Source organism: Kaustia mangrovi, assembly GCF_015482775.1.
Lineage (GTDB): Bacteria > Pseudomonadota > Alphaproteobacteria > Rhizobiales > Im1 > Kaustia > Kaustia mangrovi.
The window spans coordinates 3421909-3444790 of record NZ_CP058214.1; the positions used below are offsets into that span (position 1 = coordinate 3421909).

The following is a 22882-nucleotide window of genomic DNA, read 5'->3' on the forward strand; positions in this document are numbered from 1 at the left end:
ACTCTCGCCTGTTCACGGGGCCCCTCCGCTCTTATGATCCGTCGGGATCGAGAGTGGCCCGGGGGTGACGCCGAGGTGTCCCCCGGGCGAACGCGCCGGGGAGGATGTATGTCCGCGATGAAGACGGCCCGTGTGGGCATTGCCGGTGTCGGCCTGATGGGCCATGGCATCGCCACGACCCTTTTGAAGCACGGCCACAGGCTGGCCTTTCTCGATCATCCCGGAAACCAGCCGGTGGACGATCTGCGCCAGATGGGGGCGGAGGCCCTGCCGACCGGCGCGGCGGTCGCCGAGGCGAGCGACATCGTGATCCTCTGCGTGACCGGCACGCCGCAGGTGGAGGATGTGCTCCTGCGGGCGGACGGTATTATTGCGGGGCTGAGGCCGGGCACGACCGTCATCGACTGTTCGACGGCGGTCGCGTCGTCCACCCGTGCGATGGCCGGCCGTGTCGCCGAGGCCGGAGGGCGCTTCATGGACGCCGCCATGACCCGGACGCCGAAGGAGGCTGCCGAAGGGCGGCTCAATCTCATCGTCGGCGCGCCGGACGAGCTGTTCTCGGAGCTTCTGCCGTTCCTGCGCACCTTCGCGGAGAATATCGTCCATGCCGGCCCGGTCGGGGCCGGGCACGAGCTGAAGCTCCTGCACAATTTCGTCTCGCTCGGTTTCTCCGCGATCTTCGCGGAGGCCGCGGCGGCGGCCCGCAAGGCGGGCGTGGCGACCGGCCCGTTTCTGGAGGTCCTCGGCGCGGGCGCCGGCAAGGGCGTGGTGTTCGACCGGCTCAAGCCCTTCATGGAGACGGGCGACAGTGCGGGCTTTCGCTTCTCGCTGGCGAACAGCCTGAAGGATCTCACCTATTATGAGACGATGGCGACGGAGCTCGGCGCGCATCGCGGGATCGCCGAGGCGGTCCGTGCGCTCTATGGCGAGGCCGTCGAGGCCGGCCACGGCAGCGATGCCGTGCCGGAACTGATCGCAATCCTCTCCGACGAGACCTGACGAGCCGGGCGCGTGCCCGGCAGGCGTGCCGGTGTCGCGGCAAGGATCGGGGACAGGATCATGCGGGGTCGGGCGCCTGTCCGGACGGTTCGCGCTTGTCGAGAACCCGGTCGACGAGCCCCCATTCCCTGGCCTCTTCTGCCGTCATGAAGCGGTCGCGGTCGAGCGCCTCTTCGGCCTCCTCGTAGGTGCGTCCGCAATGCTCCGCATAGAGCCTTGTGATGCGGCGCTTGGTCTGCTGGATCTCCTCGGCATGGATGAGGATGTCCGATGCCTGGCCCTGCACGCCGCCGGACGGCTGGTGGACGAGCACGTTCGCATTGGGCAGTGCGGCGCGGTGGCCGGGCTCTCCGGCCATCAGCAGGAACGACCCCATGGACCGGGCCGTGCCCATGCACAGCGTGTGCACCGGCGCGCGGATATGGTGCATGGTGTCGTAGAGGGCGAGGCCGCTGGTAATCACGCCGCCGGGGGAGTTGATATAGAGGCTGATCGGCTTTTTCGGGTTTTCCGCCTCCAGGAACAGGAGCTGCGCGCAGATGAGCGCGGATACGGTGTCGTCGATCTGGCCGTTGAGAAAGACGATCCGCTCGCGCAGGAGCCTGGAGTAGATGTCGAAAGAGCGCTCGCCGAGAGTCGACTGCTCGACGACCATGGGGACGAGTTGCATCGCTTCGCGCATAGGCGAACTCCGGTCTTCGTGATGGCAATGGGGTGTGTTGCGCAGCCTCAGGCCGCGCGCATCAAGGGCGGTGAATTGCCGTTGGCGGCGCGCAGCATCCGGCCGAACCTGCCGTCGGCAAGCTCGTGAATGATCCTGAGGCTGGTCCCGCCGGACGGGGTGGGGAACAGCTGGAAGGTGACCACGCTTTCCAGATAGGGCGGCTCGCTGTCGCGCATCCTGTAGCGGATCTCCCGCCCCGGATCGAGCGAGAGAGCCTCCTGGTCGGCGAGGTTATGCTGCGGCAACCAGCGGTCCCTGTATTCCCGGACGCTGACTGCCCGCCAGACCTTTTCGGGCTCGGCATCGAGATCGTACTCGAACACCAGCCTGTCCGCCTCCGGGTCTTCCGGCCGATCGTTCATTGGTCCATGCCCCTCAAGAGATCCTTCAACGCATCGATACGGGCCGGCCAGAAGCTGCGATATTTCTGCAGCCAGCGGGCAACCGGAACGAGCCCCCGGGGGTCGACCTCGTATCGGACGAAACGTCCCTGGCGTTCCTGCCTGACCAGCCGCGCCGCGCGCAGCACGGCAAGGTGCTGGGACATGGCCGGCTGGCTGATCGCCATGCCCTCGCGCAGCTCGCTGGCGTTCATCCGGCCATTCGCCAGCTTCTCGAAGATGGCGCGGCGCGTCGGATCGGCCAGGGCCTTGAAGACATCGTTCTCGATCATGCGAATACATAAGCACAGACTTATTCGATTCGCAAGCCTCGGACCCACAGGGAGCGCGATTGCCCGCGCTCCAAGGGGCAAAGCGGCGTTCAAGTCCGTGTCGTGCCAGCAGCCGACGTTATTCCGCCGCGGATGCGTCATGCTCGGCGGCGGTGTCGGGAATGCGGTAGATGCGGCCATCGCCCCAGGAACCGACCAGCAGGGCTCCGTCGCCGTCGCGTCCAAGGGCAACGGGGCTGCCTCCGACGTCGGTCGCGACAACCGTGGCGGTGCCGTCGAAGGCGACGCGGCGCACGCTGCCGCCACCATAGTCGACGGCGATCACGGCGTTCTCCCCGTCAGCCAGAATGCCCACCCCCGGCCGCACGAAGGAGGCGCCGAGCTCCTCGCGATCACCGCCCGGGGCAACCCGCGTGAGGCGGCCGCCATATTGCGAGACGACGATGCTGCCATCGGGCATCTGGACGACGCCGACGGGGGTGGAGAAGCCATCCGCCAGCACCTCGTGCCGTCCCGTGGCCGGGTCCATCGTCAAGACCTCGCCCGCAGCCCTGTTGGCAATCAGAAGCCGGCCGTCTTGGCCGAAGGCGAGCCGGCCGGCGTCGCGAGGCCCTCCGCGACGACATCTCCGCTGCCTGCCTCCTCGTAGCGCAGGATCGTGTCGCCGGAATAGGTGGCGATATAGACGGCGCCGTCTTCCCCGACCGCGACCCCGGCGGGCGAGGCGAGACCATCGGCGAACACGGTACGCGTGCCGTCGGGCGCGATCCGCTCGACGCGGCCGCCGCTCCAGCTGGACACATAGAGCGCGCCGGCATCGTCGGTGGCGATGCCGACCGGTGCGCTGAAGCCTTCGTGGATCGGCTCGGCGGCGACCGACGGGGAAACCATGACGATGGCGGCGGTGGCCGCAGCGAGAACCGCGACGACGGGATCAATCCGTTGCATGGTCGAAAACCTCCTTGGCCGAGAACAGGCCGTTGAGTGCGGCCGGAAAGCCCGCATAGACGGCCATCTGCATGATCGTCTCGACGATCTCCTCGCGGCTGCAGCCCACATTCAGGGCGGCCTGGATATGCACCTTGAGCTGCGGCGCGGCATTGCCCAGCGCCGTCAGGGCCGCCACGGTCGCCAGCTCCCGCGACTTCAGGTCCAGACCGGGACGCGAATAGATGTCGCCGAACGGAAATTCGAGCACGTAGCGGGCGAAATCGGGGGCAATGCCGGCGAGCGCATCGACGACGGCCTGGCCGGCCTCGCCGTCGATCTCGGCGAGCTTGTCGAGCCCCCGCTGATATCGCGTCTGGGAAGCGTTGTCGGTCTCCGGCATGTGGCACCTCGTCTTCGTGGATGACGGGGCGCATTGTCGTCGGGATCGTCACCATGTTTCCAATTCATTGTTGGTATGGAGTATATGTACTGAATTCATTATGGAGGTGACGGCCATGCGCAGGATCAATCTCGCGGGCGTGGATCTCAATCTGCTTGTGGTCTTCAACGCCATCATGCAGGAGCGGCACGTGACGCGCGCGGCCGAGCGCATCGGCATGACGCAGCCGGCGGTCAGCCACGCGCTGAAGCGCCTGCGGGGCCTGTTCGGCGATCCCCTTTTCGTGAGGGTGCCCGGCGGCATGGAGCCGACACCCGCCGCTATCGAGGCGGGGGAGGCCATAGGATCGATCCTTGAGACCATAGAGGCCGTGATCGCCACGCATCGCGGTTTCGAGCCCGCCACCGTCCACCGGACCTTCACGGTCGGCCTGTCCGACTATGCCGCCTTCGTGGTGCTGCCGGCGCTTCTGGAGCACGTCCGGCGCGAGGCGCCGAATGTCCGGCTTCTGGTCCGGCACACGAGTCACGTCCAGGGCCACGACATGCTGGATGCCGGCGAGGTGGAGCTGATCGCGGGCAATTTTCCGCAAAGCCCCGACCATCTGGAGGACGAGCTGATCTTCGAGGAGGATTTCCTCTGCGCGGCCCGCCGGTCCACGGCAGGCTTCGATCCGGACCTCTCCCTTGAGACCTATCTCGGCCTCGGCCACCTGCATGTCTCCCTGATGGGCGAGCCGCGCGGCTATGTGGACCGCCATCTGGGCCGCAAGGGCCTGCGGCGCGATATCGTCGCGACGGTGGGGCACTTCCTGCTGGCGCCCTTCACACTCGCGCGCAGCGACCTGGTGGCGACCGAGCCCAGGCGGATCCTGGAGCCGTTGGCGAAGGATCTGGATCTCGCCCTCGCTCCGCCGCCCTTCGAGGTCCCGCCATTCCCCGTCACCCAGGTCTGGCACAAGCGGCATACGGCGGATGCCGGCCATCTCTGGCTGCGCGGGCAGATCCAGCGGGCGGCGGAGCCCCTGCCGCCGTCCGGCCCGGCGGGACCGTGACGGCCGTCGCGCCCGTCTACGATACCGTCTCGATCCGGTCGCGGCTGACGCCGAAGAACAGGTCTACCAGCGTGTTGCCTCCCGACTGGCGCGCGAAGATATACTCGATGCGCTCCGCCGCCATCTCCTCGCAGGGAACCTGGACGAAGCCTCCGACCCGGCTCGTGCCCCTGTCCCACATGAAGCCGACGCCGAGATTGTTCGCCACCGCGTCGAAGACCCCGTCGCGCGTGTCGAGGACGATGGCCGGGCGCGGCTTGAGCCCCGAGCGGCGGAACGCGTCGTCCACTACCTTCTGCGTCGACGATCCGCGCGCGCGGAAGATCAGCCTTTCCTGCATGAGATCGGCGCAGCGCACCATATCGCGCGTGGCGAGGGCGTGCCCGGGCGGCACCACCGCGACGACGCACTGGCGCGCGCAGGCCTGTCGCCGGAACCGCCCGTCGCCCGGCACGTCGGGCAGGATCCCCAGATGCACCCGGCCCTCCGTCACCGCGTCGAGGATCCGCCCCCAGCTTCCCATCTCGATCTGCAGCTCAAGTCCGGGGCAGAGCTTCTGGAACCGGTCGAGCAGTGCCATGCCCGGCATGGCATTGCCCAGGCCGACGCGCAACTCGCCGTCCAGCAGGTCGCGATGGCGCGTGAGCACATGCAGGGCTTCGGCCTCGCCCTTCAGGATGCGTCCCGCAATGTCATGAAGCCGCAGGCACAGCGCGCTCGGCACCAGCTCGCGCCCCCGCCGCTCCAGCAGTGACACGGAGAAGGCCGTTTCCAGATCGCGCAATTGCTGGCTGACGGAGGCCTGGCTTTGCCCGAGCCGCCGGGCCGCTGCGGAAAACCCGCCGGTCTCCACGACCGCATGCAAGGCGCGCAGGCGCGAAAGCGTCAGCCCCATTCCAGTCCTCCATCCGGCCTGTCCGTTGTCCGCCGCCCGTCAGGCTTTGGCTGCGCCTTCCATAGGCTTTGCCTGTAACTGAAACATGACTGTCGCAATGAAAACCTATTGAGCGGGCAGTTCATCGTCGGAGGACGCCAGATGGCAACGCTCGCGCTCAGGGGCCTGAGCAAATCGTTCGGGACGACGCAGATCCTGAAGCAAGTCGACCTGTCGGTCGCCGATGGGGAGTTCCTGTCGCTGGTCGGGCCGTCGGGATGCGGAAAGTCCACCCTCCTGCGCATCGTGGCGGGGCTCGAGAGCGCCGACGAGGGCAGTGTCGAGATCGGCGGGGTGCCGGCCGGCCATCTTCGGGCCGCCGACCGCGATCTGGCGATGGTGTTCCAGAGTTACGCGCTCTATCCCCACCTCACCGTGGCCGGCAACATCGCGGTACCGCTCCGCATGAGGCGGCTGACGGCGGCGCAGCGCCTGCCGCTCCTCGGTCCGGTCCTGCCCGGTGCGCGAAGCCGGGGCCGGGAGATCGAGGCGCGCGTCCGCGCCGTCGCCGACATGCTCGATATCGCCCATCTGCTCGACCGGCGGCCCGGACAGCTCTCCGGCGGCCAGCGACAGCGTGTGGCGCTCGGGCGTGCGATGGTGCGCGAGCCGGCCGCCTTCCTGCTCGACGAGCCGCTCTCCAATCTCGACGCGAAGATGCGCCTGCAGACTCGCACCGAGATCGCCGCGCTGAACCGCAGGCTTGGAACGACCTTCCTCTACGTCACCCACGACCAGATCGAGGCGATGACCATGTCGGACCGGATCGCGGTGATGATGGACGGGGAGATCCTGCAGCTCGGCACGCCGGAGGAGCTTTACGACCGCCCGGCCGATATCCGCGTCGCGCGGTTCATCGGCTCGCCCGCCATCAACATCCTGCCCGCCGAGACCGACGCCTCGGGGCATGTGTTGCTGTGCGGGCACGATACGGGGATGCGCGCGGCGGCGGGCGGCCGGATCGCGCATCTGGGACTGAGGCCGGAGGCGCTGGCCCCGGCGCCGCACGGGCCGGTGGCGGGCCGGGTCCGCGCGGTGGAGAACCTCGGATCGGACATCTATGTGCAGATCGGCGTTCTCGGCGCCGAAAGCCCGGTTACCGTGCGCTGCGCGCCGACCGTCTCGCCACGGCCGCGGATCGGCGAGACTCTCTTTGCCGCGCCGGTCGGGCGCATGATCGCGTTCGACGCCGCCGGAAAGGCCGTGCCGCTGGTGCGCGCAGAGGTCGCCGCTCATGTCTGAGCCACGCCCGGAGATACGCCAGGCCCGGGCCGGATATCTGCTCTTCCTGCCGGCGCTGGTGCTGATGATCGTCCTTCTGATCCTGCCGGTGGCTATCGCCGCGGTGCTGTCGGCGAGCGACTACGCGCTCGGCAATCCGGGCTTCGACTGGGTGGGGACGGACAACTATTCGCAGCTCCTGTCGCGATCGGCCTATCGCAAGATGATGGTCGCCACGCTCGCCTATGTGCTGATCGTGACGCCCGCCTCCGTCGGGCTGGGGCTCGGCGCGGCGCTGCTGATCCGTTCGCTCCGCGTTGGGCAGGCGCTCTACAAGACCGTCTACTTCCTGCCCGTCATGGCGTCGCTGCTGGCGATGGCGATCGTGTGGGAATTCGCGCTCCACCCCACGCTTGGCATCGTCAATCGCGGGCTCGAGGCGCTTTGCGGGGTCGACGGGCTGCGTGCCGCGCTCAGCGGAAGCTGGGCCGGGCTCGCCCCCGGCGCGACGTGGTTCGGCCGGGGCTGCGTGCAGGGGTTCCCGCTGTGGCTCGGCGATCCGGACTACGCCATCTGGAGCATCTCCTTCATCGGCATCTGGCAGGGTTTCGGCTTCAGCATGGTGCTCTATCTCGCGGGCCTTTCGGGCATACCGCCGGAGCTCTACCACGCCGCGGAGATGGACGGTGTCCGCAGCGGATGGGAGCGGTTCCGGCTCCTCACCTGGCCCATGCTCGCCCCCACGACGGTATTCGTCGTGACCGTGACCACGATCCGCTCCTTTCAGGTGTTCGACACGGTGGAGGCCCTGACCGATGGCGGTCCGGTACGGTCGACCTACACGATCCTGTTCGCGATCTACGAAAAGGCGATCCGCCAGAACCTGGTCGGCGTCGGCGCGGCGCTCACCGTGGTGTTCCTGGCCGTCGTCATGGCGGTCAGCCTGATCCAGCGCCGCCTCGTCGAAAGGAAGGTGCACGCATGATCCGGCAGTTCTCCGCCTCCCAGACACTGGCGCATCTGGTGCTGCTGATCGGCGCGGTCGTGGTGCTCCTGCCCTTCTATGTGATGGTCGCCACCTCCTTCAAGTCGCCTTCGGAGATCATGACCGCAACCGGCGGGGCCTTCGGGGCCCAGGCGCCGGTGGTCAGCCGGTCCTGCCTTGCCCGGGGCGGAACGGATGCGGACTGCGCGACCCTGCCGGTCGTCGAGAACTACCGCGAGGCCTTCGCCAAGGCCCCCCTGTGGCGCTACATGCTGAACGGCGTGGCCGTGACCGTCTCGATCTTCCTCTTGCAGGTTCTCGTGGCCCTGCCGGCCGCCTATGCCCTGGCGAAGCTCAGATTCTGGGGGCGGAACGCCGCCTTCGCGCTGGTGATGTTCTGCCTGCTGATCCCCGTCCACGCCATCGCCCTGCCGCTCTACGTCCTTCTGGCCCGGCTGGGACTGACCGACAGCTATGCCGCGCTGGTTCTGCCGTGGACGGTCTCCGCGTTCGGCATCTTCCTCATGCGCCAGTTCTTCCTGACGGTGCCCGACGACCTTGTCGACGCGGCGCGCATGGACGGCATGGGGGAGTTCGCCATCGTCTGGCGGGTTATGCTGCCTGCCGCCATTCCCGCCCTCCTGGCCTTTGCGATCTTCAGTGTCGTGGCCCACTGGAACGACTATTTCTGGCCGCGCGTCGTCATCACCGGCAACCGGGACCTGTTTACCCCGCCCTTGGGCCTCCGCGAGTTCAAGGGCGATCTCGACGGCAATTTCTACGGTCCGATGATGGCCACCGCGACCGTCATCGTGACACCGCTCGTCGTGGCCTTCCTCCTGGCGCAGCGCCGCTTCGTCGACGGCATCGCCATGGCGGGCATGAAGTGACCCCCGACATTCCCAACCAAGGACCGCCCTCATGAAGCGTTATCTCTGCCTTGCCGCCTTCGCCGCCTGCTTCGCCGGCCCGGCCCAGGCCGTCGAAATCCAGGTCGGCTATGCCTATGGCTCGATCTTCGACGAGACGATGCGACAGATCGTGGAGGGCTTCAGTGCCGCCCATCCCGATATCGAGATCACCTTCCGCGCCAGCTACGAGAACTACGAGGACGCCACCAACACCGTCCTGCGCGAGGCTGTGGCGGATACCCTGCCGGATGTCAGCTTCCAGGGGCTGAACCGGCAGGCGGTCCTCGTCGAGCGCGGGATCGCCCGGCCCCTCGATCCCTTCATCGCACAGGAGACCGATTTCGATGCGGATGGCTACCATCGGGCGATGCTGAAGCTGTCGACCTTCGACGGGGGGATCTACGGGTTGCCGTTCTCCGTCTCCACGCCTATCGGCTACTATAACATGGACATGCTCGAGGCCGCTGGCGTCGAGGGCCGGCCCGAGACCTGGGACGAGGTCGCGGAGGCCTGCCGGAAGATCGTGGCGAACGGGCAGGACGCCGCCTTCCTGCACTGGAACATCACCGGCAACTGGCTGCTGCAGGCCGCGCTCTGGTCGCAGGGCGTTCCCACGATCCGCGACGGCAGGCTGAACATGGAGAATCCGCAAGGCGTCGCCGCGCTGGAGAGCATCCGCACGGTCGTGCGCGATTGCCGCATGAAGAACGTCTCCGGCGGGGACGCGCTGAAGTCCTTCGCCGCGGGTGAGCTCGCCATGATGTTCACCACCACCGCCTATGTCGCGACGGTGGACGGGACGCGCGTCGGCGACTGGGCGTTCGTCACCGGCCCCTATCCGGGGATCGGCGGTGCGCCGAAGGCCCTCCCTGCCGGCGGCAATGCGGCGATGCTGACCTCCACATCGCAGGATCCGGAGGTTCTCGAGGCGGCGTGGCAGTTCATCAAGTACGCCACATCCGGCGAGGGGGCGGCCGTAGTCGCGCGCACCACCGGCTACATCCCCCCGAACAAGGTCGCCAACGAGGTTCTCCTGGCCGACTTCTATGCCCGTAACCCGAACAAGGAGACCGCTGTGAAGCAGCTGCCGCTGCTGGCGGAGTGGTTCGCCTATCCGGGCGACAACGGGCTGGCCGCGACCCGGACGATCGAGGACTATCTCGAAGAGATCGTGGTGGGTGGTGCCGACGACATGCCGGGCCTGCGCGACGAGATGGTCGCCGACGTCAACGATCTGCTGAACTGAACCCGGTCGGCCGGCAGGCGACTGCCGGCCGCTCCGCAATCGGGGACCCCCATGACCGAACCGCTCCGCTTCGCCATCCTGACCGATACGCATTTCGTCCCCGAAGGGCAGACGATCTACGGTTTCGATCCGCGTGCCATGCTGGGCCATGCCCTCGGCTTCATCCGCGACAAGCTGCCCCGCGTCGATTTCCTGATCGTCACGGGCGATCTGACGGACCGGGCGGAGCCGGAGGCCTATCGCAGCCTTGCCGGCATGCTCTCCGGTCTGCCCTTTCCGGTGATCGCGATGCTCGGCAATCATGACCGCCGGGCGCCCTTCCGGCAGGCGTTTCCGCTCGCGCCGGACACGGGCGGCTTCGTGCAGACGGTGCGTGTGCTCGATCAGGCCACGATCATCGCCCTCGACACGCTGTGCGAGGACGAGCCCGGCCATCACGGCCGCCTGTGCGGGGTCCGCCTGGACTTCCTGGAGGAGGCGATGGCCGCGGCGCCGCGCGACCGTCCGGTTCTGCTGTTCCAGCATCATCCCCCGCTCGACCTCTCCATCCCGCCCATGGACGCGATCCGCATGGTCGATGCGGAGGCGGAGCTCGCCGTCTTCGAGCGCGTCGGGCGCAAGCCGGACCACATGTTCTTCGGCCATGTGCACCGGCCGATCTCCGGCTCGTGGGAGGGCATACCGTTCCATCTGCAGCGCGCGCTGATGCACCAGGTCGCCGCACGCTTCGACGAGCCGGGGCGGATCCGCGGTGCGGTCGAGCCACCGGATCTCGGCTACGTCTCCGTCTCGCGCGGCAATGTGGTGATCCATTCCTGCCCGTTCCTGTATGACGGGCCGGTCTTCGACCTGGAAAGCCCTGCCGCCGCCGCGGCGGCGAGCCCCGCCGAGCTCGGCGTCCACGGATGAGGTTCGACGCGTTCGACGCCTATCTCTGCGATCTGGACGGATGTCTGATCGCGGAGAACGCGCTCCTGCCCGGAGCGGCGGAGCTGATCGCGCTCGCGGGAGACCGCCTGAGGGTGTTTTCCAACAATTCCACGCAGACGCCGGCCACGTTGTCCCTGCGTCTCGCGCGGCTCGGACTCGACATTCCGGCGGAGCGGATCCTGCTGGCGGGTGCGGCGGCCGTGGAGGTGCTGGCGCGCCGGCCCGGCATCCGGCTGGCCCTCTACGGATCGGCGGGGCTCCGCGCCCATGCCCGCGCATGCGGCCTCGATCCGGCGGCGACCGAGCCGACCCATGTCCTCGTGACCGGCGACCGCGGGCTGACCTGTGCCGATCTCCACGCCATCGTCGCCCACGCGGCGCGCGGCGCGGCGGTGATCGGGGCCAATCCGGACGCCAGCAGGCCCGGTCCGGACGGCATCCCCATCCCCGAAACCGGGGCGTTGCTGGCGGCCATCCGCACGGTCCTGCCGGACATCCGCCTCAGCACCTTCGGAAAGCCGTCGGGCGAGTTCTACCGATACGCGCTGGAGCGGACAGGACCCGGGCGCCGGGTGCTGGCGATTGGCGACACCCCGGAGACCGACGGTCTGGGGGCCCGGCGGATGGGGCTTCCAGTCGCCATTGTGGGGCCCGCATCGCAACGGTTCGCATCCCTGCCGGAGCTGATCGGTGCGAATCCGGATTTCGGCCTCGACCGGCACCGCGCGGATCTGTGCGCTGGGTGACGCGCTCCGAGGGGCTTTATCGCGGCGCCTGCCTGTGCGAGCATTGCGACGACCTTCCCGTCCCACTCTCTCCATTTTCGAAACGGACCGGCAGCCATGCGATATACCTCCAGCCACTGGGGCCTCTACGAGGTCCGGGACACTGCCGATGGCGGCGTCGCCACGAGGCCGCTGGCGGATGACCCCGACCCCTCCGGCATCGGCATGGATCTCGCCCAGCCCGGCTTGCAGCGGCTCCGGGTGCGCCGGCCGGCCGTGCGCAAGAGCTGGCTTGAGGGCGGGCCGGGCGCGGCGCCGGAGCGGCGCGGGCACGACCCCTTCGTGGAGGTGAGCTGGGACAGGGCGCTCGATCTCGTCGCGCAGGATATCGACCGCGTGCGTACCGATTTCGGCAACGAGGCGATCTTCGCCGGCTCCTATGGCTGGGCGAGCGCCGGGCGGTTCCATCACGGCCAGAGCCAGGTGCACCGCTTCATGAACGCCGTCGGCGGCTATGTCCGGCATCTCAATTCCTACAGCCTCGGGGCGGCGCATGTGCTCATGGCGCATCTCGTTGCGCCGATGAAGGAGCTGATGGCCGACCACACCTCGTGGGACGTCATGGCGCGCCATACCGAGCTCTTCGTCACTTTCGGCGGCGTGCCGCGCAAGAACGCGCAGGTTTCGCCGGGCGGGGTGCGCCGGCACCTCACGCGCGGCGGCATGGAGGCGTTGCGGGCGTCCGGCACCCGCATCGTCAATATCGGGCCGGTCGGCGACAATCTCGACGCGCCGGAGGCGGAATGGCTTCCGGTCCGGCCGAACACCGACACCGCGGTCATGCTGGCGCTCGCCCATGTGCTTCTCGAGGAGGGGCTCCACGCGCAGGATTTTCTGAAGCGCTATTGCGTGGGTTTCGAGACATTCGCCCGATACCTCACCGGCGCCGATGGCGGTACGCCGCGCACGCCGGAATGGGCGGAGGCGATCTCCGGCATGCCCGCCGGCCGCATCCGCTCGCTTGCCCGGGAGATGGCGTCGTCGCGCACCATGCTCAACATGGCCTGGTCGCTGCAGCGCGCCAGCCATGGCGAACAGCCCTGCTGGATGCTGCTGACGCTTGCGGCGATGCTCGGCCAGATCGGCCTGCCCGGCGGCGGTTTCGGCTTCGGCTACGGCGCGGTCAATGCGCTCGGCAGCCGGTTTCCGCTGGCGTCCGGCCCCGTCCTCGCACAGGGGAAGAACCCGGTTTCCGCCTTCATTCCGGTCGCGCGCATTGCCGACATGCTCCTGAACCCCGGCGCACCGTTCGATTATGAGGGCGAGCGCCACACCTATCCCGACATCCGCATGGTCTACTGGGTGGGCGGCAACCCCTACCACCACCATCAGGATCTCAACCGGCTGGAGCGCGCCTGGCGCAAGCCGGAAACGGTCGTCGTGCATGAGCAGTACTGGACGGCGACCGCCCGGCGCGCCGACATCGTGCTGCCCTCGACCACGGTTCTGGAGCGCAACGATATCGGCTTCGCCACACGCGAGGGCCACATCGTCGCCATGCGCAAGGCGATGGAGCCGGCCGGCGAGGCGCGCAGCGACTTCGACGCCTTCTGCGGTCTGGCCGACCGGCTCGGCGTGCGCGAGGCCTTCGCCGAAGGTCTCGACGAGGAGGGTTGGCTCCGGCGCATGTACGAGGAGAGCCGGGAGAAGGCCGGCAGGGCCGGAAACCGCCTGCCGGATTTCGACACCTTCTGGGAGCAGGGCCTGATCGCCTTCGACGAGGCGAACGAGCCGGTGGTGATGCTGGAGGCCTTCCGGGCCGACCCGGACGCGGCGCCGCTCAAGACGCCGTCGGGACGGATCGAGATCTTCTCGGACACCATCGCCGGCTTCGACCTTGAGGATTGCCCCGGCCACGCGGTCTGGCTGGAGCCTCATGAATGGCTCGGCATGGAGGGTATCGGGGAGGATGGGCTTCACATGCTGTCCGACCAGCCGGTGCGGCGCCTGCACAGCCAGCTCGATGCGAGCGAGCACAGCCGGGCCGGCAAGGTCGGCGGCCGCGAGCAGGTTGCGATCAATCCGCGCGATGCCGCCAGGCGCGGCATAGGCGAGGGCGATGTGGTGGAGCTGTCCAATGCGCGCGGGCGCCTGCTTGCCGCCGCCCGGCTGAGCGATGCCGTCATGCCGGGGGTGGTGCGCCTGTCGACGGGGGCCTGGTACGATCCCGACGAGACGGGGCGCGACAAGCACGGCAACCCCAATGTGCTGACGCTCGATGTCGGCACGTCGCGCTTCGCCCAGGGCTGTGCGGCGCAGACCTGCATCGTCCAGCTTAGCGGGCCGATAACGGACGCGCCGCCCGTCACTGCCTTCGACCTCCCGCGTTTCGAGCGCTGACGGCGCGACCACGGTTCAGGCCGCGGGCGCCTCGGCTCGTCTCTCGTCGGCCAGGGCCTTGCGGGCGTCGCGCAGCAGGCCGGCGATCTCGCGCAGGAGATCGGCGCGGGCCGATGTCGCGCGCCAGGCGAGAACCACATGGCGCGGGCAGGCGCCGGACAGCGGCGCGAGGACGAGGTCGCTGCCGCGCGTCACCCCCGCATCGATGGCCAGATCGGGCAGCAGGGTGATGCCGAGCCCCTCCGAGACCATCGCGATGAGGGTCTGAAGGCTCGTCGCGCAGAAGCTCTCGTCCTGCTCGATCCCGGCATCGGGATAGGCCGACAGCGCATGGCGCTGCAGGCAATGGCCCTTTTCCAGGAGCATGAGCTTGTGGCCCTCGAGATCGCGCCCCGTCGCCGGCCTCGAGGCCGGCCCCGGAAAGCCGGGCGGGGCGGCCAGATGATATCCGTCGTCGAACAGCGCCTCGGTTTCCAGCGTGCCGAGATCGAAGGGCCGGGCCACGATGGCGGCGTCCAGCCGGCCGGTATTGAGGCCGTCCAGCAACTGCTCGGTCAGTTCCTCGCGCAGATAGAGGCGGAGATCCGGAAAGGCCTTGCGGATGCGGGGCAGGACGCGCGGCAACAGGAACGGCCCGACGGTCGGGATGGAGCCGAGCCGCAGGTCGCCCGCGTGCGGGTCGCGGTGACGGGCGGCAAGCGCCTCGATCTCGCGCGCGCCGATCAGCAGACTGCGGGCGCGTGCCGCAATCTCCTCGCCCGCCGGCGTCATGACCACGGAGCGGCGCGTGCGCTCGGCAAGCTGCACGCCCAGCATGTCCTCCAGCTCCTTGAGACCGGAGCTGAGCGTCGGCTGGGTGACGTGGCAGACCTCCGCCGCGCGCGAGAAGTTCAGCTCGTCGGCGAGGGCGACAAGAAAGCGGAGCTGGCGCAGATTGATCATCTGATATTCACAATATCTATCATAGTCAGTCAATATATTGATTTCACATATAAGTATTCAAGCCCTATCTCGGAAGTGTCGCAACATTCTTCCCGAAAGGAGACGCTCCATGACCGAGACCGCCCAGCCCGCAATGCCCCGCCTCAACGAACCGGCGCCGGCCTTCGACGCGGTGACCACCCATGGCCGCCGGACGCTCGAGGACTACCGGGGCAAGTGGCTCGTCCTGTTCTCGCATCCGGCTGACTTCACCCCGGTCTGCACCACGGAATTCATGGCATTTGCCAGGCGCCAGGCCGACTTCGCTGAGCGCGGCGCGGAACTCCTGGGGCTATCGATTGACAGCAACTTCTCGCACATCGCCTGGATACTGAACATCAAGGAGAAATTCGGGATCGAGGTCGGCTTTCCCGTCATTGCCGATCTGAACATGAAGGTCGCCCAGGCCTATGGCATGATCCAGCCCGGCGCCTCCGACACCGCGGCGGTCCGCGCAACCTTCCTCATCGACCCGGACGGCGTGCTGCGCGCCATGGTCTACTACCCCATGAATGCCGGCCGTTCCGTGGCCGAGATCCATCGGCTGTTGGTCGCGCTCCAGACGTCGGATGAGAACCAGTGCGCCATGCCCGAGAACTGGGTTCCGGGCGATGAGGTGATCGTCTCGCCGCCGGCCACCGCCGAGGCGGCCGAGGCCCGCAAGGACGAAGGTTACAACACGGTGGACTGGTACTTTTCCACCCGCCCGCTCTGAGCGGGTTTTGCCCACCGCCGCATCACGCGCCATCCTGCACCCGGGCCACGCCGCCCGGGTGCCGCACACGCGACTGATTCGTTGGAGAGAGCCTGAGGAGAGAACAGCCATGTCGCAGATCCCTGTCGTCAAGCCGTTCTGGGACGAACCGACCGGAAGCTGGCAATATGTCTTCCACGATCCCGATACGATGAAGGGCGCGATCGTGGATCCCGTGCTCGACTACGATCCGCTGTCGGGCAGCACCGCGACCCGCAATGCGCAGACGATTCTCGACTATGTGCACGAGGCGGGCATCGACATTGTGTGGATCCTCGATACCCACCCCCATGCGGACCATTTCTCCGCCGCAGCCTGGCTGAAGGAGCACACAGGCGCCCCGACAGCCATCGGCGAGCATGTGGTGGAGGTCCAGGCACTGTGGACCGATATCTACAACCTGCCCGGCGACATCCCGACGGATGGCCGTCAGTGGGACAGGCTGTTCGCCGACGGCGACACGTTCACGGTGGGCGGGATTCCGGTCCGGGTGATGTTCTCGCCGGGCCACACGCTTGCCTCCGTCACCTATGTGGCTGGCGACGCGGCCTTCGTGCACGACACGCTGATGATGCCCGACAGCGGGACCAGCCGGGCCGATTTCCCCGGCGGCAATTCCGGTGTGCTCTATGAGAGCATCGAGGCGATCCTCGCACTGCCCGACGAGACGCGCCTGTTCGTCGGCCACGACTATGCGCCGGGCGGGCGGGCGCCGGCCTGCGAGGCGACGGTCGCGGAGCACAAGGCGGAGAACATCCACCTGAAGGGCGCGCCGTCGGAAGAAGAGTACCGCGCCGTGCGCGATGCCCGCGACGCAACGCTGCCCCTGCCGCGCCTGATGCTCGCCGCCCTGCAGATCAACATTCGCGGCGGTCGCAAGCCCGACCCGGAAGCCAACGGCCGCTCCTACCTGAAAATCCCTCTGGACTATTTCGAGGAACGTCAGGCCTGAAACGCCATACAGGCCGCGATGGAGACGCAGCCGGGGCGCCTCGTCTCCCGCGTCCCCGCCGTCAGGTCTCGGCGAGTTCGGCCAGGACCCGTTCGAGCCGGGCGCGGGCCTCGCGTTCGAGTTCCTCGCCCCGGGCGGCGGTGATCCGGTGGAAGCGGACGGGCGATCCCGAGGGCGCCTGGGCGAGGCGGGGCAGGTCGGCGGAGGCGACGGTGGCGATCTTGGGATAGCCGCCGGTCGACTGGCGGTCGGCCATGAGCACGATGAGCCGGCCCGACGAGGGGACCTGGATAGAGCCCATCAGCGTGCCGTCGGAGACAATGTCGTGGCCGCGATGGGCACGGACCGGCACGCCGTCGAGCATCATGGCCATGCGGTCGCGCATGGAGGCGACGGTAAAGGGCTTCGACAGGAAGAGAGACCAGGCCGCCTCGTCGAAATAGTCGTCCTGCGGGCCGGGGATCACCGCGATCCGGCCGCCTTGCGGCCTGAGCGGCGAGACCAGCCGGCGCAGCGGCGCGCCGGTGTCCTCGCCGACGGGCAGGATGTCGCCGGGCTCGAGGCGGCGGCCCTCATGCCCGCCAATGGCGCTGCGCAGATGCGTTGCCCGGCTGCCCATCACGGGCTCGGTCTCGATGCCGCCCGAAATCGCCACATAGCCCCATACCGCACCGCGCAAGGCCCCGATATGGATCTCGCTGCCCGCGCGCACGCGATGGGCGGCCCAGGGCGCAAGGCGCGCGCCTTGCGCGGCGATGTCCACCATGCCGCCCGTGATCGCGACGGTGCGGTCCTGCGACAGCCGGAGCGTGCCGCCGGTCAGCGCGAATTCGAGCACGGCGCAATCGGCGTCGTTGCCGACCAGCGCATTGGCGACGGCGAAGCTGTCGCGGTCCATCGGTCCGGACGCGGAGACGCCGTATCTCAGATAGCCCCGGCGGCCAGCATCCTGGACCGTCATCATCGGCCCGGCCTGCAGGATCTCTACGGTTCCAGGCATCTATCCGTCCCGCTCCAGTCCGGTGTCGCCATTGGCGATTCTCTCCTCGATATCCGCGAACTCGTCCGCCCCGACCCGCCGGAAGCGGACCCTGTCGCCGGCCGAAAGCAGGAATGGCCTCTCGCGATGGGGGTCGAAGAGCTTGAGCGGCGTCTGCCCGATGAAATGCCATGCGCTCGGGCTTGCGACCGAGTTCACGCAGGCCTGCGCGCCGCCAATGCCGACCGCGCCCTCGGGCACGCGCTGGCGTGGCGCGGGCTTGCGCGGGGTGTGGAGCGCGTCCGGCAGGCCGCCGAGATAGGCAAAGCCCGGCGCGAAGCCGATCATGTAGACGCGATAGTCGCCTGACAGGTGCAGGGCGATGACCTCCTCGCGGTCCATGCCCTTCGACGCCGCCATCTCCTCCAGATCGAGGCAGGCCTCGCCGCCGTAATGGACGGGTATGGATAGCTCCCCGCCGGCCCGCTCGATCTGCGGCAGGCTGTCCAGCCGGGCTCGGATCGCCTCAGCCAGCTCGCCATGACCGGTGCGGACGGGATCGTAGAACACGAGCAGGGAGCGATAGGTCGGGACGATTTCGTCGAGCCCGTCCGGCGGGCCGTCCTCGAGCGCGCGGGCAAGAGCGAGCACCGTCTCGTTCACGGTCTCGTCCACCCGGTCGGAGAGCTCCACGGCGAGGGCCCGGTCGCCACAGGCCGCAAAACGCGGAAACGCCTCTGGCTGAATGTCAGGCACGGAGCAACCCTTTCGCTGGCGGTTCTGCCGCGCGGCGAGCGCGGATCGTGGACGGGAGGTGCCGAAACGACGGGACCGTTCCGGCATGCGGCCCGGCCCGGCGCCGGCGCCAGACGCGGTTAGCACGGAACGGCCACCTCTTCCAGAGCGCCGCGTCACAGCGCCGGGAAGACCGGCCGGGTCTGCACAAAATCAGATCAATCACCGAGAATGCCTGCCCGATATGCACGTTTTTTGGACGTTCTGTCGTTATCTCGCCGGTTCCTGTCGAATTCGCTTTGAATTCCTTCGGTATACCGGCTAGCCTCCAAAAGAAAGACGAAAAATTCGAACCATTTCGGAGCGGCCTCCCGGGCTATGCTCCGGGCAGCCGAGGGGAAGAATGGCAGAAGGCGACGTGCGGTCGACGGTAGTTCCGGCGGGCAGGGGCGTGGCGATTTCGGTCCGGCATGGCGAGATCGTGCGGCTGACCAACACATACGGCTCCCAGGTCGTGGATCTGTGGGCCCTGGGCGGCGAGGATCCGGCCGAACACTCCTCCATGGATCACACCCGGTCGAAGAACAGCAACATCTTCTTCAAGACCGGCATGACGGTCTACAGCAGCGAGCGCCGGGCGATGCTCACCATGGTCGAGGACAGGGCGGGGCTCTGCCACGATACGCTCCTGTGCCCCTGCAACGCGGCGATCTATCGCGAGCTCGGCTGCAAGGGCGCGCATCGCAGCTGCACCGGCAATTTCCACGAGGCGCTGGAGCGTGTCGGGCATACCTGCCCGTTCACGCCGGCGTCCCTCAACGTGTTCATGAACGTTCCCGTGCAGATGGACGGGACGGTCGACCGGGTGCCGCCGGCCAGCATGCCGGGCGACTATGTGCGCCTGCGCGCGGAGATGGACCTGACGCTCGTCCTGTCGGCCTGCCCGCAGGACGTCACCCCGATCAACGGCGCGGAGCGGCAGGTGCGTGACGTCCATGTCGATATCGCGCCCGCAGCGCCCGGAGGCGTCGCATGAGCACGCCGGCGGCCGGCGGGCCGCTGCTCTCCGTCAGGGACATCCGCAAGAGCTTCGGGGAGGTGGAGGTCCTCAAGGGGGTCTCCCTCGACGTGGCGGTGGGCGAGGTCGTCTCGGTCATCGGGGCGAGCGGCTCGGGCAAGAGTACCTTCCTGCGCACCATCAACGTGATGGAGATGCCGCAGGCGGGCCGGCTCGAATTCGGCGACTACAGCTTCGACTTCGCCAAGGGGTCGCGCCTGCGCCCCACAGAGGCGCAGCTCCAGACATTGCGCTCCGAGATCGGCATGGTTTTCCAGAGCTACAATCTCTGGCCGCACATGACGGTTCTGGAAAACGTCATCCACGCGCCCATCAAGGTTCACGGCCTTCAGCGCAGGGAGGCCATCGCGCGCGCCGAGCAGCTTCTGGAGCGGATCGGCCTTGCGGAGAAGCGCGATACCTACCCCTTGCGCCTGTCAGGCGGCCAGCAGCAGCGCGTGGCGATCGTGCGCGCGCTGGCGATGAAGCCGAAGCTGATGCTGTTCGACGAGGTGACCTCCGCGCTCGATCCCGAGCTCGTGGAGGAAGTTCTGGAGCTCATGGCCTCGCTCGCCGCCGACGGGATGACGATGATCCTCGTCACCCACGAGATCGCGTTCGCCCGCGACGTGTCCGACCGCGTCGTCTTCTTCGATCAGGGCGTGATGGCGGAAAGCGGCCCGCCCTCGCAGGTGCTGCGCAATCCCAAGAGCGACCGGTTGCGGCAGTTCCTGCACCGCATCCTTCACGACAGGACCACGGCCGCTGTGGAGGGGGACGAGTGATGGACGCGATTCTTGCAGAGATCGGCCTTTACGGCCCGGGCTTCCTGAAGGCGTCGTGGACCGTCTTGTGGCTCACGGTCCTGACCATCGTGGTGAGCTGGATCTGCGGGCTGGCCGCGGCGCTTGCACGGGCCTCCTCGGTGGTCCCGTTCCAGGCGACGGCACGCTTCTACATCTGGTTCATGCGCGGTACGCCGGCGCTGATCCAGATCTTCATCATCTATTTCGGCTTGCCGCAGCTCGGCGTGAGGCTCTCGCCCTACACGGCGGGCATCCTCGCGCTCGGCATCAATAGCGGTGCCTATGTGGCGGAGATCGTGCGCTCGGGCCTGAGCGCCATTCCGCGCGGCCAGACGGAGTCGGCGCTGGCCCTCGGGCTCGACCGGCGCGAGATCATGCGCAGCATCATCCTCCCGCAGGTCTTCCGCATCATCGTGCCGCCGGTCACCAACGAGGCGATCACGACGCTCAAGAACACCTCGCTGCTCTCGACGATCACCGTTCTGGAGCTCACGCTCTACGCCCAGACCCTGATCGCGGCGACCTTCCGGCCCTTCGAGTTCTATATCGCGGTGGCCGTCATCTATCTGGTGCTGACGACCATCCTCTCCCAACTCGCGGGCTGGCTGGAGCGGCACTATGCGCGGCTGAGCTGATCGATGGCCGCCGCATTCCGAACCGCCTGACTGAGGAGGCATCATGTCCGCTTTGCCCACCGACTCGCTGGAGACCCCGAGATTCTGCGGCATCCCGACCTTCATGCGCCTGCCGCAGGCCGACACGCTCGACGGTCTCGACGCCGCGGTCATCGGCATTCCCTCCGATTCGGGCGCGCCGTTCCGCACGGGCGCGCGCTTCGGCCCGAACGCGGTGCGCCAGATGTCGATCATGCTGCGCCCGATCAATCCCTATCGCGGCGGTCTCGACGTCTTCGAGCGCATCCGTGTGGCCGATGTCGGCGACACGCCGGTCGTGCCGGGCTACGAGGTGCGCTCTCTGGAGCGCATCGAGGCCTCGGTCTCCGCCCTGGTGGAGGCCGGCATCGTTCCCTTCGGGATCGGCGGCGACCACTCCGTCACGCTCGCCGAGCTGCGCGCGGTGGCGAAGCGCCACGGGCCGGTGGCGCTCATCCAGTTCGATTCCCACACCGACACCTGGGACAAGTATTTCGCCGGCGAGCGCTACAGCGCCGGCACGCCCTTCCGCCGGGGGGTGGAGGAGAACATCATCGATCCGGCCCATTCCATCCAGATCGGCATGCGCGGCTCGCTGTTCCAGCCGTCCGATGTGAGCCAGTCGCTCGATCTGGGCTTCGACGTGGTGACGACGGACGAGCTGTTCGAGATGGGGTTCGATGTGCTCGCCAGCCGTATCGCGGAGCGTGTGGCGGGGCGCCCGGCCTTCATCACCTTTGATATGGACTTTGTCGATCCGGCCTCCGCGCCGGGTGTGCAGACCCCGGAATCGGGCGGCGCCAGCGCGCGCGAGACCCTGGACCTCGTCCGTAGGCTTCACGGCATCGATCTGGTGGGCTGCGATGTGGTGGAGATCAATCCGCAATATGACGGGCCGGGCCAGATCACCGCGCTGCTCGGCGCCACGGTGCTGGCGGAATTCCTCGCGCTGCTCGCAGACCGCTGAGGATGACGGGGGCAAGACGCTGAATTGCAACGATAACCTGACTGACGACTGCACGATGGAGGGAGTTGACGATGATTAGACAGATAATGTTGTCCGTGGCGATGCTCGTCGGCATCGGGTCCGCCACGATGGTCCAGGCGGAGGAGTACGAGCTGCTCGAGCCGGGCAAGCTGCAGGTGGCGACAGAGGGGACCTATGCGCCATTCAGCATGCGCGCGCCGGACGGCACGCTGGACGGGCTGGAGATCCGGGTGATGTCGGAGATCGCGAAACGGCTCGACCTCGAATATGTGCCCGTTCTCATCAAGTGGGATTCCCTGCTGGTGGGCCTCCAGGCGAACCAGTTCGACGTGATCAGCGCCGCGATGGACATCACCGAGGCGCGTCAGGAGCAGGTGACCTTTGCCGATGGCTGGCTGGAATCCGGTGGCCGGGTGGTTATTCCCCTCGAGTCCGACATCAAGTCGGCGGCCGATATCAAGGGCAGGACGGTCGGCGCGCTGGTCGCCTCCAACTGGAGCAAGATCGCGGAGGAAAAGGGCGCAAGCGTCAAGACCTACAAGGCGGAATCGGATGCGATGCAGGATCTCGTGAACGGCAATATCGATGCCGTCATCACCGATTCCATCGCCGCGGCCTACGCGATCACGGACGCCAAGATGCCGTTGAAGATGACGGACGACTATGTGAGCCACGTCCAGAAGGGCTTCGCCTTCAAGAAGGGCAAGCCGAAACTCGTTGCCGCGGTGAACGAGGCTCTGGCAGAAATGATCGCAGACGGAACCTATGCGGAGCTCACGACCGAGCTGGTCGGCTTCAGCCCCGCGCCGAAGGACCCGATCAAGACGATCGAATGACAAGGTGGC

26 protein-coding genes are annotated in these 22882 nt (G+C 67.7%); 16 read left to right on the top strand and 10 right to left on the bottom strand.

All coding sequences use genetic code 11. The features are described 5' to 3' along the window. Window positions 1-33: 33 nt before the first annotated feature. Window positions 34-999 (top strand): NAD(P)-dependent oxidoreductase, encoded by a 966-nt coding sequence (locus HW532_RS16030; RefSeq protein WP_213161424.1) that lies wholly within the window; start codon window positions 34-36, stop codon window positions 997-999. Window positions 1000-1057: 58 nt separating this feature from the next. Here HW532_RS16030 and HW532_RS16035 read toward each other — a convergent pair whose 3' ends face one another. The 6 genes from HW532_RS16035 to HW532_RS16060 all read right to left on the bottom strand — a co-directional run bounded on the left by HW532_RS16035 (window position 1058) and on the right by HW532_RS16060 (window position 3726). Beyond that, entirely contained in the window at window positions 1058-1681 is a 624-nt protein-coding gene (locus tag HW532_RS16035) for an ATP-dependent Clp protease proteolytic subunit (protein ID WP_213161425.1), read from the bottom strand. Window positions 1682-1728: 47 nt separating this feature from the next. Further along, on the bottom strand, window positions 1729-2085 hold the full coding sequence (locus HW532_RS16040) for an SRPBCC family protein (protein ID WP_213161426.1): 357 nt from the start codon (window positions 2083-2085) through the stop codon (window positions 1729-1731). Next, entirely contained in the window at window positions 2082-2414 is a 333-nt protein-coding gene (locus HW532_RS16045; RefSeq protein ID WP_213164611.1) for an ArsR/SmtB family transcription factor, read from the bottom strand. The genes HW532_RS16040 and HW532_RS16045 overlap by 4 nt, the downstream gene beginning before the upstream one ends. Window positions 2415-2514: 100 nt before the next feature. Next, on the bottom strand, window positions 2515-2925 hold the full coding sequence (locus HW532_RS16050; RefSeq protein ID WP_213161427.1) for an NHL repeat-containing protein: 411 nt from the start codon (window positions 2923-2925) through the stop codon (window positions 2515-2517). A 32-nt stretch (window positions 2926-2957) separates the two neighbouring features. Further along, window positions 2958-3344: a hypothetical protein gene (locus HW532_RS16055; protein ID WP_213161428.1), complete on the bottom strand. Its 387-nt coding sequence runs from the start codon at window positions 3342-3344 to the stop codon at window positions 2958-2960. After that, complete coding sequence (locus HW532_RS16060) at window positions 3331-3726, bottom strand: carboxymuconolactone decarboxylase family protein (protein WP_213161429.1); 396 nt, start codon at window positions 3724-3726, stop codon at window positions 3331-3333. Before HW532_RS16060 ends, HW532_RS16055 begins: the two co-directional genes overlap by 14 nt. Before the next feature lie 115 nt (window positions 3727-3841). Between HW532_RS16060 and HW532_RS16065 the strand changes: the two genes are divergently transcribed. Next, the gene (locus HW532_RS16065) at window positions 3842-4780 is read left to right on the top strand and encodes a LysR family transcriptional regulator (RefSeq protein ID WP_213161430.1); all 939 of its coding nucleotides are present in this window, start codon (window positions 3842-3844) and stop codon (window positions 4778-4780) included. A 16-nt stretch (window positions 4781-4796) separates the two neighbouring features. Here the strand turns inward: HW532_RS16065 and HW532_RS16070 are convergent, their stop codons facing one another. Beyond that, entirely contained in the window at window positions 4797-5675 is an 879-nt protein-coding gene (locus tag HW532_RS16070; protein ID WP_213161431.1) for a LysR family transcriptional regulator, read from the bottom strand. A gap of 141 nt (window positions 5676-5816) precedes the next feature. Between HW532_RS16070 and HW532_RS16075 the strand changes: the two genes are divergently transcribed. The 7 genes from HW532_RS16075 (at window position 5817) to HW532_RS16105 (ending at window position 14132) form a co-directional block, all read left to right on the top strand. Further along, complete coding sequence (locus HW532_RS16075) at window positions 5817-6956, top strand: ABC transporter ATP-binding protein (protein ID WP_213161432.1); 1140 nt, start codon at window positions 5817-5819, stop codon at window positions 6954-6956. After that, window positions 6949-7920 (top strand): carbohydrate ABC transporter permease, encoded by a 972-nt coding sequence (locus tag HW532_RS16080; RefSeq protein WP_213161433.1) that lies wholly within the window; start codon window positions 6949-6951, stop codon window positions 7918-7920. The genes HW532_RS16075 and HW532_RS16080 overlap by 8 nt, the downstream gene beginning before the upstream one ends. Beyond that, window positions 7917-8810: a carbohydrate ABC transporter permease gene (locus HW532_RS16085; RefSeq protein WP_213161434.1), complete on the top strand. Its 894-nt coding sequence runs from the start codon at window positions 7917-7919 to the stop codon at window positions 8808-8810. The genes HW532_RS16080 and HW532_RS16085 overlap by 4 nt, the downstream gene beginning before the upstream one ends. A 31-nt stretch (window positions 8811-8841) precedes the next feature. Further along, window positions 8842-10077, top strand: a complete 1236-nt coding sequence (locus HW532_RS16090) for an ABC transporter substrate-binding protein (RefSeq protein ID WP_213161435.1) — start codon at window positions 8842-8844, stop codon at window positions 10075-10077. A gap of 51 nt (window positions 10078-10128) precedes the next feature. Then, window positions 10129-10986 (top strand): phosphodiesterase, encoded by an 858-nt coding sequence (locus tag HW532_RS16095; protein ID WP_213161436.1) that lies wholly within the window; start codon window positions 10129-10131, stop codon window positions 10984-10986. Then, entirely contained in the window at window positions 10983-11753 is a 771-nt protein-coding gene (locus HW532_RS16100; RefSeq protein ID WP_213161437.1) for an HAD-IIA family hydrolase, read from the top strand. The genes HW532_RS16095 and HW532_RS16100 overlap by 4 nt, the downstream gene beginning before the upstream one ends. Before the next feature lie 96 nt (window positions 11754-11849). Continuing rightward, window positions 11850-14132 (top strand): molybdopterin guanine dinucleotide-containing S/N-oxide reductase, encoded by a 2283-nt coding sequence (locus tag HW532_RS16105; RefSeq protein ID WP_213161438.1) that lies wholly within the window; start codon window positions 11850-11852, stop codon window positions 14130-14132. Window positions 14133-14147: 15 nt separating this feature from the next. Here HW532_RS16105 and HW532_RS16110 read toward each other — a convergent pair whose 3' ends face one another. Then, a complete protein-coding gene (locus HW532_RS16110; protein WP_213161439.1) occupies window positions 14148-15074 on the bottom strand; it encodes a hydrogen peroxide-inducible genes activator in 927 nt (308 codons plus the stop codon). A 109-nt stretch (window positions 15075-15183) separates the two neighbouring features. On the opposite strand from HW532_RS16110, the gene HW532_RS16115 reads away from it, so the two are divergent. Together HW532_RS16115 and HW532_RS16120 are read left to right on the top strand one after the other, a co-directional pair. After that, window positions 15184-15828 carry a peroxiredoxin gene (locus HW532_RS16115; RefSeq protein ID WP_213161440.1) on the top strand — a complete coding sequence of 215 codons (645 nt, stop codon included), beginning with the start codon at window positions 15184-15186 and terminating at the stop codon, window positions 15826-15828. A 109-nt stretch (window positions 15829-15937) separates the two neighbouring features. Then, window positions 15938-16819: an MBL fold metallo-hydrolase gene (locus HW532_RS16120; RefSeq protein WP_213161441.1), complete on the top strand. Its 882-nt coding sequence runs from the start codon at window positions 15938-15940 to the stop codon at window positions 16817-16819. A 61-nt stretch (window positions 16820-16880) separates the two neighbouring features. On the opposite strand, the gene HW532_RS16125 is transcribed toward HW532_RS16120, so the two are convergent. Both HW532_RS16125 and pxpB read right to left on the bottom strand, forming a co-directional pair. Further along, window positions 16881-17819, bottom strand: coding sequence for a 5-oxoprolinase subunit C family protein (locus HW532_RS16125; RefSeq protein ID WP_213161442.1), 939 nt, complete (start codon window positions 17817-17819; stop codon window positions 16881-16883). After that, complete coding sequence (pxpB, locus tag HW532_RS16130; RefSeq protein ID WP_246479204.1) at window positions 17820-18554, bottom strand: 5-oxoprolinase subunit PxpB; 735 nt, start codon at window positions 18552-18554, stop codon at window positions 17820-17822. Window positions 18555-18936: 382 nt separating this feature from the next. Here pxpB and HW532_RS16135 point away from each other — a divergent pair, with 382 nt between their 5' ends. From HW532_RS16135 to HW532_RS16155, 5 genes are all read left to right on the top strand, one after another. Next, complete coding sequence (locus HW532_RS16135; RefSeq protein WP_213161444.1) at window positions 18937-19569, top strand: DUF1989 domain-containing protein; 633 nt, start codon at window positions 18937-18939, stop codon at window positions 19567-19569. Then, window positions 19566-20375: an amino acid ABC transporter ATP-binding protein gene (locus HW532_RS16140; protein WP_281397134.1), complete on the top strand. Its 810-nt coding sequence runs from the start codon at window positions 19566-19568 to the stop codon at window positions 20373-20375. Before HW532_RS16135 ends, HW532_RS16140 begins: the two co-directional genes overlap by 4 nt. After that, window positions 20375-21031 (top strand): amino acid ABC transporter permease, encoded by a 657-nt coding sequence (locus HW532_RS16145; protein WP_213161445.1) that lies wholly within the window; start codon window positions 20375-20377, stop codon window positions 21029-21031. Before HW532_RS16140 ends, HW532_RS16145 begins: the two co-directional genes overlap by 1 nt. Window positions 21032-21074: 43 nt before the next feature. After that, window positions 21075-22016: an agmatinase gene (gene speB, locus HW532_RS16150; protein ID WP_213161446.1), complete on the top strand. Its 942-nt coding sequence runs from the start codon at window positions 21075-21077 to the stop codon at window positions 22014-22016. Between the two features lie 101 nt (window positions 22017-22117). Next, window positions 22118-22873 (top strand): transporter substrate-binding domain-containing protein, encoded by a 756-nt coding sequence (locus HW532_RS16155; RefSeq protein WP_425491960.1) that lies wholly within the window; start codon window positions 22118-22120, stop codon window positions 22871-22873. The last annotated feature ends 9 nt before the right edge of the window (window positions 22874-22882 follow it).